The organism is Arthrobacter sp. Hiyo1, assembly GCF_001263615.2.
In the GTDB taxonomy this organism is placed as follows: Bacteria; Actinomycetota; Actinomycetes; order Actinomycetales; family Micrococcaceae; genus Arthrobacter.
In genome coordinates this window covers 125,181-132,195 of sequence record NZ_DF952469.1, presented here as the reverse complement: position 1 = coordinate 132,195, position 7,015 = coordinate 125,181, and the positions used below count along the sequence as shown (strand labels likewise).

Genomic DNA, 7,015 nt, shown 5'->3' with positions numbered 1-7,015 from the left:
GCCAACCGGACGGAAGCCGCCACCCGGCCCCAAAGCGTCCACCTGCATCAAATCGCACATTCCGGCGCGGAGCAAGGGCATCATCGAGCTTGGCTGGCTCCCTTTAACGCGCTCAGCCGGTGCGGAGCGCCTTCTTGGTATTCCGGTTCAAAAGCGGCTGCACCCGGAAGGGAATCAATTCCCCCATGGACATGGCCGTGTCCGTTCGTTCCACCCCGTCGCACGCAAGGATCTTGCCGTTGATCCGGAACAGATCCTCGGCGTCGAGAGCCACCACCCGCAGCAGGAGGTCTGCAGAACCGGTCAGGCCGTACCCCTCGAGGATTTCCGGGATTTCGGCGAGGTCCAAGGCAAGCTGTCCAAGCTTTTGCTGCTGCACATGCACCGAGATGAACGCCATGAGGGGGTAGCCAAGGGCGGCGGGGTTGATGCGCCGTTCGAAGGAGAGGAACGCATGCTTCTTTTCCAGTAGGGCCATGCGTGCCTGGACCGTATTCCGCGATAGTCCCAGCTTCTGCGCCAAGGCGACAACCGTGCCGCGTGGATCCTTCGCCATGGCCGAAAGCAGGCGTGTGTCGGTGCCATCTAAAGCTTGCATAATGCGCAACGTTAGCACGGTGCGCCTGCCCCAGATAGGGCAAAATGCGCAGAATTTCCAACGGTGGTTGTACCCAATGAGCATTGTGAGTAGGGTCACAATTAATCCAGGCGACGACGCCCGGATGCTGGCCCGCGGGTGGATCACAAGTCCCTCCAAAGGCCTGCGAGCACGAGCTGAAAGGTGCGATCAACTGTGTTGACGGACGAACCCGGCCAGGACGCCTACAAGGCTTCGAATCCCGGAATCAGTGCAGCAAGCCCGCGTCGGACCGGCGGGGATCTGGTCCAACTGATTTCCCCGGAAGGGGAACGCATCAGCCACCCGGAGTTCGATCTCTGGGTCAGCGATGTCACGGACGAGCAACTGTGCTCGCTGTACGAAGACATGGTGGTCATCCGCCGCATCGACGCCGAGGCCACCGCCTTGCAGCGTCAGGGAGAGTTGGCCTTGTGGCCGCCCCTGCTGGGCCAGGAAGCATCGCAGATCGGTTCCGGCCGGGCCCTGCGGGACGACGACTTTGTCTTCCCCAGCTACCGGGACAACGGCGTTGCCTACTGCCGCGGTGTGGAGCCCACGGACTTGGTCCGTGCCTGGCGCGGCAATGCCTCCTCCGGCTGGGACCCGTACCGGCACAACATTGCCACCCAACAGATCATCATCGGCTCGCAATCGCTGCACGCAACCGGCTACGCCATGGGTATCCAGCACGACGGCGCCGACTCGGTAGCGGTGGCGCTCTTCGGAGACGGTGCGACGAGCGAGGGCGACGTCAACGAGGCAATGGTCTTCGCGGCAAGCTTCCAGGTACCCGTGGTCTTCATCTGCCAGAACAACCACTGGGCCATCTCCGAACCCGTCCGGATTCAGTCCCACATCCAGATCGCCGACCGTGCTTCGGGCTTCGGAATCCCCAGCATGCGCGTCGACGGGAACGACGTCCTGGCTGTTTTGGCTGTCACCCGTATCGCGCTGGACCGGGCCCGCAAGGGCGGCGGACCGACGTTCATCGAAGCGGTGACCTATCGCATGGGCCCGCACACGACGGCGGATGATCCCACCCGTTACCGCGACGCCAACGAGCTTGAGGACTGGGCGGCCAAGGACCCGATTGCCCGCCTCAAGGCGCTGCTCCGCACCAAGGGCCTCCTGACGGAAGAAGTCGAAGCCAAGACCCAGGCCAAGGCGGACGAGGTGGCAAGGAGCCTGCGGTCAGGCGTCATCAACATGCCGGATCCCGCGCCCCTTGACCTCTTCAAGCACGTCTACAGCACGCCCAACTCCTGGATCGAACGCCAGAAGGACCACTACTCCCGCTATCTGGAAAGCTTCAGCGGATCAACCAGGAAGGTGCACTCTGATGAGCAAGTTGACTTTCGCCCGCGCCATCAACGCCGGCCTGCGCAAGTCCCTCGAAAACGATCCCAAAGTTGTCCTCATGGGTGAGGACATCGGTGCGCTCGGTGGCGTTTTCCGGGTCACCGACGGCCTCCAGAAAGACTTCGGCAAACACCGGGTGGTTGACACCCCCTTGGCGGAATCCGCGATCATCGGCACCGCCGTCGGACTGGCCTACCGCGGCTACCGCCCGGTCTGCGAAATCCAATTCGACGGCTTCATCTACCCGGCATTCGACCAGATCGTCAGCCAAGTAGCCAAGATGCATTACCGTACCCAGGGCCGCGTCAAGATGCCCATCACCATCCGCGTTCCCTTCGGTGGAGGGATCGGGTCACCCGAGCACCACTCGGAGTCCCCGGAGGCGTACTTCACCCACACCTCGGGCCTCCGCGTCATCAGCGTCTCCAACCCGCAGGATGCCTACACCATGATCCAGCAGGCCATCGCCTCGGACGATCCGGTGCTGTACTTCGAGCCCAAGCGCCGCTACCACGACAAGGGCGAAGTGGACGAGACCGCAGATCTGTCCACGGCACTGTCCATGGAGAAGGCAAGGGTGGTCACCGCAGGCAGCGACGTCACCTTGGTGACGTACGGACCGCTCGTGAAGACCGCGAACGACGCCGCCATGGCCGCCGCCGACGAAGGGGTCTCGGTGGAGGTTATCGACCTGCGCTCGCTGGCTCCGATCGATTTCCCGGCAGTGGAGGCGTCCGTCCGCAAGACCGGCAGGCTCGTCATCACCCACGAGGCTGCGCAGTCCGGCGGGCTCGGCGCCGAAATCGCCGCCAGCATCACCGAGCGTTGCTTCAACTACCTTGAATCGGCGCCGGTCCGGATCACGGGATTCGACATTCCGTACCCGTATTCAAAGCTCGAGATGCACCACTTGCCGGATCTGGACAGGATCCTTGACGGCGTGGACCGCGCACTCGGCCGCGGCAACTCCCTGAGCGGGCTGGAAGGATGAGCGCCACCATGATCAAGGAATTCAGGCTGCCCGACCTCGGCGAGGGACTCACGGAGTCGGAAATTCTCAGTTGGAAGGTTGCGGTGGGGGACACCGTGACCCTGAACCAGGTCATTGCCGAGGTGGAGACGGCCAAGGCCGTGGTCGAGTTGCCTTCGCCCTTCGCCGGAACCGTGGCCGCCCTGCACGAACAAGCCGGTTCGGTTGTGGAGGTCGGCAAGCCGATCGTGTCCTTTGAAGTCGACGACGCCGGAACCTCGCCTTCCGCTGTTGCCGGTTCCGCTGCGGGCGCATCCGTGGAAAGCCCCGCGGAGACTGCGGCGAAGCGCGAGCCAAACCTCGTAGGCTACGGCGCCGTCGTCGAAAAGTCCGGACGGCCGGCCCGCCGCCAGCGGTCCTTTGACGGAAGCACCGGCGAACGCGAGGCCGCCCGGGAAGCCGTTCCCGCCGTCGAGCCCGTTCCAGTGGTGGAACAGCCCGGACCGCTCTCCGTGCCAAGCGGGCAGGCAGTGGAGCAAGAGCGTCCGCGGTCCACGCCTCCGGTCCGCAAACTGGCGAGGGATCTCGGAGTCGACCTCGAGCTGGTCAAGGGAACCGGACCGGGAGGCCTGATCACCCGTTCGGATGTCCAGGACTTCGCGGACGGGTCCCAGCCGCAGCTCATCGCTCCCGAGGCCGCCGCGTCCGCCGTCGGGGTTTCCACTGAACGCGAGACCCGCACACCTATCAAGGGAGTCCGGAAGTTCACGGCCGCTGCCATGGTGCAAAGTGCGTTCACGGCGCCGCATGTGACCGAGTTCCTGACCGTTGACGTCACGCCCACCATGGAACTGCTGACGCGGCTCAAGGCGAGTCGCGAATTTGCCGGGTACAAGCTCACGCCGTTGACCATCGCGGCCAAGGCGGTGTTGATCGCCTTGCGCAGGAACCCGACGCTGAACTCCCGCTGGGACGAAGGCGCACAGGAGATCGTGCAGTTCAACTACGTGAACCTGGGTATCGCCGCCGCCACTCCGCGGGGTCTGACTGTTCCCAACATCAAAGACGCGGACAAGATGACGCTGCTGGAACTGTCCACGGCGCTGTCCGAGCTGACGGACACGGCACGTTCAGGCAAGACTTCCCCAGCAGATCTGACGGGCGGGACCATTTCGATCACGAACATCGGCGTGTTCGGGATCGACGCCGGAACCCCCATCCTGAACCCGGGCGAGGCTGCCATCGTGGCGCTGGGATCAGTGCGCAAAGCTCCTTGGGTGCACAACGACGAACTCGCGGTGCGCCAGGTGATGTCGTTGAGCCTGTCCTTCGACCATCGACTGGTGGACGGCGAACAGGGCTCGAAGTTCCTGGCCGACCTGGGCGCGATCCTGTCCGACCCAGCAACCGTCATGACCATGATCTAGCGGCTCTCCAGGCCAACTGACTCGCAGTTGTGTCGTTTTGGAGGCTCAAAACGACAACAACTGCTGGGCCCACGCCGCCAGGGTTCCTGGCCGAGCTTGCGAGGCAAGGTGGCGGTGGGGAGTTAGTTGGGCCTTGCTAGCGGAAGGTTAGCGCACCGTCAGGGCGGCCAGGGCCATGCGTTCGAGGATGGGCCGGGCACTCTTGACCGCCATGCGTCGACCATGGTGCCGGACCGAGTGCGGCGTCGAGTTGATGAGGCCGAAGGCTGCGTGCGCGCGGACCCGGAGCTCGGCGGGATCCGTGTCCGGATGCAATTCGCCGAGCACCCCCACCCACAGTTCCACATAGTTGCGCTGCAGGGTGCGGACTTCGGCCTGGTCGGCGTCGCTGAGGTTGCTGAAGTCGCGGTCCTGGACCCGGATGACATCGGGATTGCTGAGGGCGAAGTCCACGTGGAACTCCACCAGTCCGCGCAACGCAGCTTCAGCGTCGGCGGCTTCGGACACCACGGTGCGGCCGCCGTCGAGCAGATTCCGGCTCACACTCAACAGCAGCTCGGCGAGCACGGCTTGTTTTCCTGGGAAGTGCCGGTACACCGCAGGTCCGCTGACTCCTGCCGCGGCCCCCAGGTCCTCAAGGGACACGCGGTTGAAACCATCGGCGGCGAACAACCCGGCCGCGGCGGTCAGGAGGGCCTTGCGCCGTGTTTCCTTGGCTTGGCTCCGCTGGGTCGGTGCTGGGCCGTCCTGCTGGGAGCTCCGCTGGAAGGTGACCACAATTCCTCCTTTTGCACGCGTCCACTTCAGCGCCTGTACCGGGCGGCCCCGTGTCGGGGTGATGGACAACACAGTTAATAGAGACTAACCTAAATTCCAGTTATGCGGTACTAACTGAGATGGCCATTGGCCGGGATGGGACACAGTCGATGGAGACACTCGCCAGCCAGCTGGATACCAGCAGCGATCAGTTCGCGGCCAACGCGGAAGCGCAGCTGTCCCTGGTTTACGAGCTGAAGAAGCGCCTAGCGGTGGCGCCCTGGGTGGCCCGGAGAAGTCGCGCGAGCGGCACATCTCCCGGGGCAAGCTGTTGCCGCGCGAGCGCATCAACTACTTGCTGGACGAGGGAAGCCCGTTCCTGGAGATCGCCCCGCTGGCGGCCAACGGGATGTACAACGACGACTCCCCGGGTGCCGGAGTGATCGCGGGGATCGGCTTGGTCCATGGCCGCCAGGTGATGGTGGTGTCCAACGACGCCACGGTCAAGGGCGGAACGTATTACCCGATGACGGTGAAGAAGCATCTCCGGGCGCAGGAAATCGCGCTGGAGAACAGGCTGCCGTGCGTCTACCTCGTGGATTCCGGGGGAGCGTTCCTGCCCAAGCAGGACGAGGTGTTCCCGGACAAGGAGCACTTTGGCCGGATCTTCTTCAACCAGGCGAGGATGTCAGCGGCGAAGATCCCGCAGATCGCCTCGGTCATGGGGTCCTGCACGGCCGGTGGCGCTTACGTTCCCGCCATGAGCGACGAAACCGTCATTGTCCGCAACCAGGGCACCATTTTCCTGGGCGGACCGCCCCTCGTGAAGGCCGCCATCGGTGAAATCGTCACCGCCGAGGAACTCGGCGGCGGCGACGTGCACTCGCGGATTTCCGGTGTGACGGACCACCTCGCCGAAAACGACGAGCACGCACTGCAGATCGTCCGCGACATCGTCTCCACCCTGCCCAAGCCTGCAGCCCGCGCCTGGGACGTGGACACCGCCGTCGAGCCCGTGGTGGACCCGGGCGAGATCTATGGTGCCGTTCCAACAGACGTCAACGCCCAGTACGATGTCCGGGAAGTCATCGCCCGGCTCGTGGACGGCTCGAGGTTCCACGAGTTCAAGAAGAACTACGGCACCACCTTGGTGACGGGGTTCGCGAAGCTGCACGGCCACCCTGTGGGCATCGTGGCGAACAACGGTGTGTTGTTCAGCGAGTCCTCCCTCAAGGGCGCGCACTTCATCGAGTTGTGCGACCAGCGCGGCATCCCCTTGGTTTTCCTGCAGAACCTCTCCGGCTTCATGGTCGGCAAGGACGTCGAGCAGGGCGGCATCGCCAAGAACGGCGCCAAGATGGTCACCGCCGTCGCCACCGCCCGCGTGCCCAAGCTGACGGTGGTGATCGGCGGTTCCTTCGGTGCCGGAAACTACTCGATGTGCGGCCGCGCCTACTCTCCGCGCTTCCTCTGGATGTGGCCGGCGTCCCGGATCTCGGTGATGGGCGGGAACCAGGCCTCCAGCGTGCTCGCCACCGTCAAGCGCGACCAGTACGAGGCCCGCGGCGAGGAATGGTCCGCCGAGGACGAGGAAGCCTTCAAGGCCCCCATCAGGCAGCAATACGAGGACCAAGGCAGCCCCTACTACTCCACCGCCCGGCTCTGGGACGACGGCATCATCGACCCCGCTGACACCCGGCGCGTCCTGGGCATGGCCTTGGATACCGTCTCCCGCCAACCCCTGCCGGAAACCTCCTTCGGCCTCTTCCGGATGTGACCCCATGACCATCAACTCCTTCGAAACCATCCTTGTCGCCAACCGTGGCGAGATCGCCTGCCGCGTCATCCGCACCCTCAAGGCCATGGGCATCCGTTCCGTTGCGG

At 64.4% G+C, this 7,015-nt stretch carries 6 protein-coding genes and 1 pseudogene; 5 read left to right on the top strand and 2 right to left on the bottom strand.

Annotated features, from left to right (window positions below; all coding sequences use genetic code 11):
* Window positions 1-112: 112 nt before the first annotated feature.
* Complete coding sequence (locus tag AHiyo1_RS05240) at window positions 113-598, bottom strand: Lrp/AsnC family transcriptional regulator (protein ID WP_059387836.1); 486 nt, start codon at window positions 596-598, stop codon at window positions 113-115.
* Window positions 599-793: 195 nt separating this feature from the next.
* Here AHiyo1_RS05240 and pdhA point away from each other — a divergent pair, with 195 nt between their 5' ends.
* From pdhA to AHiyo1_RS05225, 3 genes are read left to right on the top strand one after another with little or no spacing between them, the layout of a single operon-like run.
* The gene (gene pdhA, locus AHiyo1_RS05235; protein WP_084784365.1) at window positions 794-2,044 is read left to right on the top strand and encodes a pyruvate dehydrogenase (acetyl-transferring) E1 component subunit alpha; all 1,251 of its coding nucleotides are present in this window, start codon (window positions 794-796) and stop codon (window positions 2,042-2,044) included.
* Entirely contained in the window at window positions 1,959-2,969 is a 1,011-nt protein-coding gene (locus AHiyo1_RS05230; RefSeq protein ID WP_059387835.1) for an alpha-ketoacid dehydrogenase subunit beta, read from the top strand. The genes pdhA and AHiyo1_RS05230 overlap by 86 nt, the downstream gene beginning before the upstream one ends.
* Window positions 2,966-4,375, top strand: coding sequence for a dihydrolipoamide acetyltransferase family protein (locus AHiyo1_RS05225; protein ID WP_059387834.1), 1,410 nt, complete (start codon window positions 2,966-2,968; stop codon window positions 4,373-4,375). Before AHiyo1_RS05230 ends, AHiyo1_RS05225 begins: the two co-directional genes overlap by 4 nt.
* A gap of 147 nt (window positions 4,376-4,522) precedes the next feature.
* Here the strand turns inward: AHiyo1_RS05225 and AHiyo1_RS05220 are convergent, their stop codons facing one another.
* Window positions 4,523-5,152: an SACE_7040 family transcriptional regulator gene (locus tag AHiyo1_RS05220; protein WP_059387833.1), complete on the bottom strand. Its 630-nt coding sequence runs from the start codon at window positions 5,150-5,152 to the stop codon at window positions 4,523-4,525.
* A gap of 149 nt (window positions 5,153-5,301) precedes the next feature.
* On the opposite strand from AHiyo1_RS05220, the pseudogene AHiyo1_RS05215 reads away from it, so the two are divergent.
* A pseudogene (locus tag AHiyo1_RS05215) lies at window positions 5,302-6,908 on the top strand (carboxyl transferase domain-containing protein).
* Between the two features lie 4 nt (window positions 6,909-6,912).
* Window positions 6,913-7,015: biotin carboxylase N-terminal domain-containing protein (locus tag AHiyo1_RS28165; RefSeq protein WP_172465502.1), on the top strand; the 103-nt coding region annotated here is incomplete at its 3' end.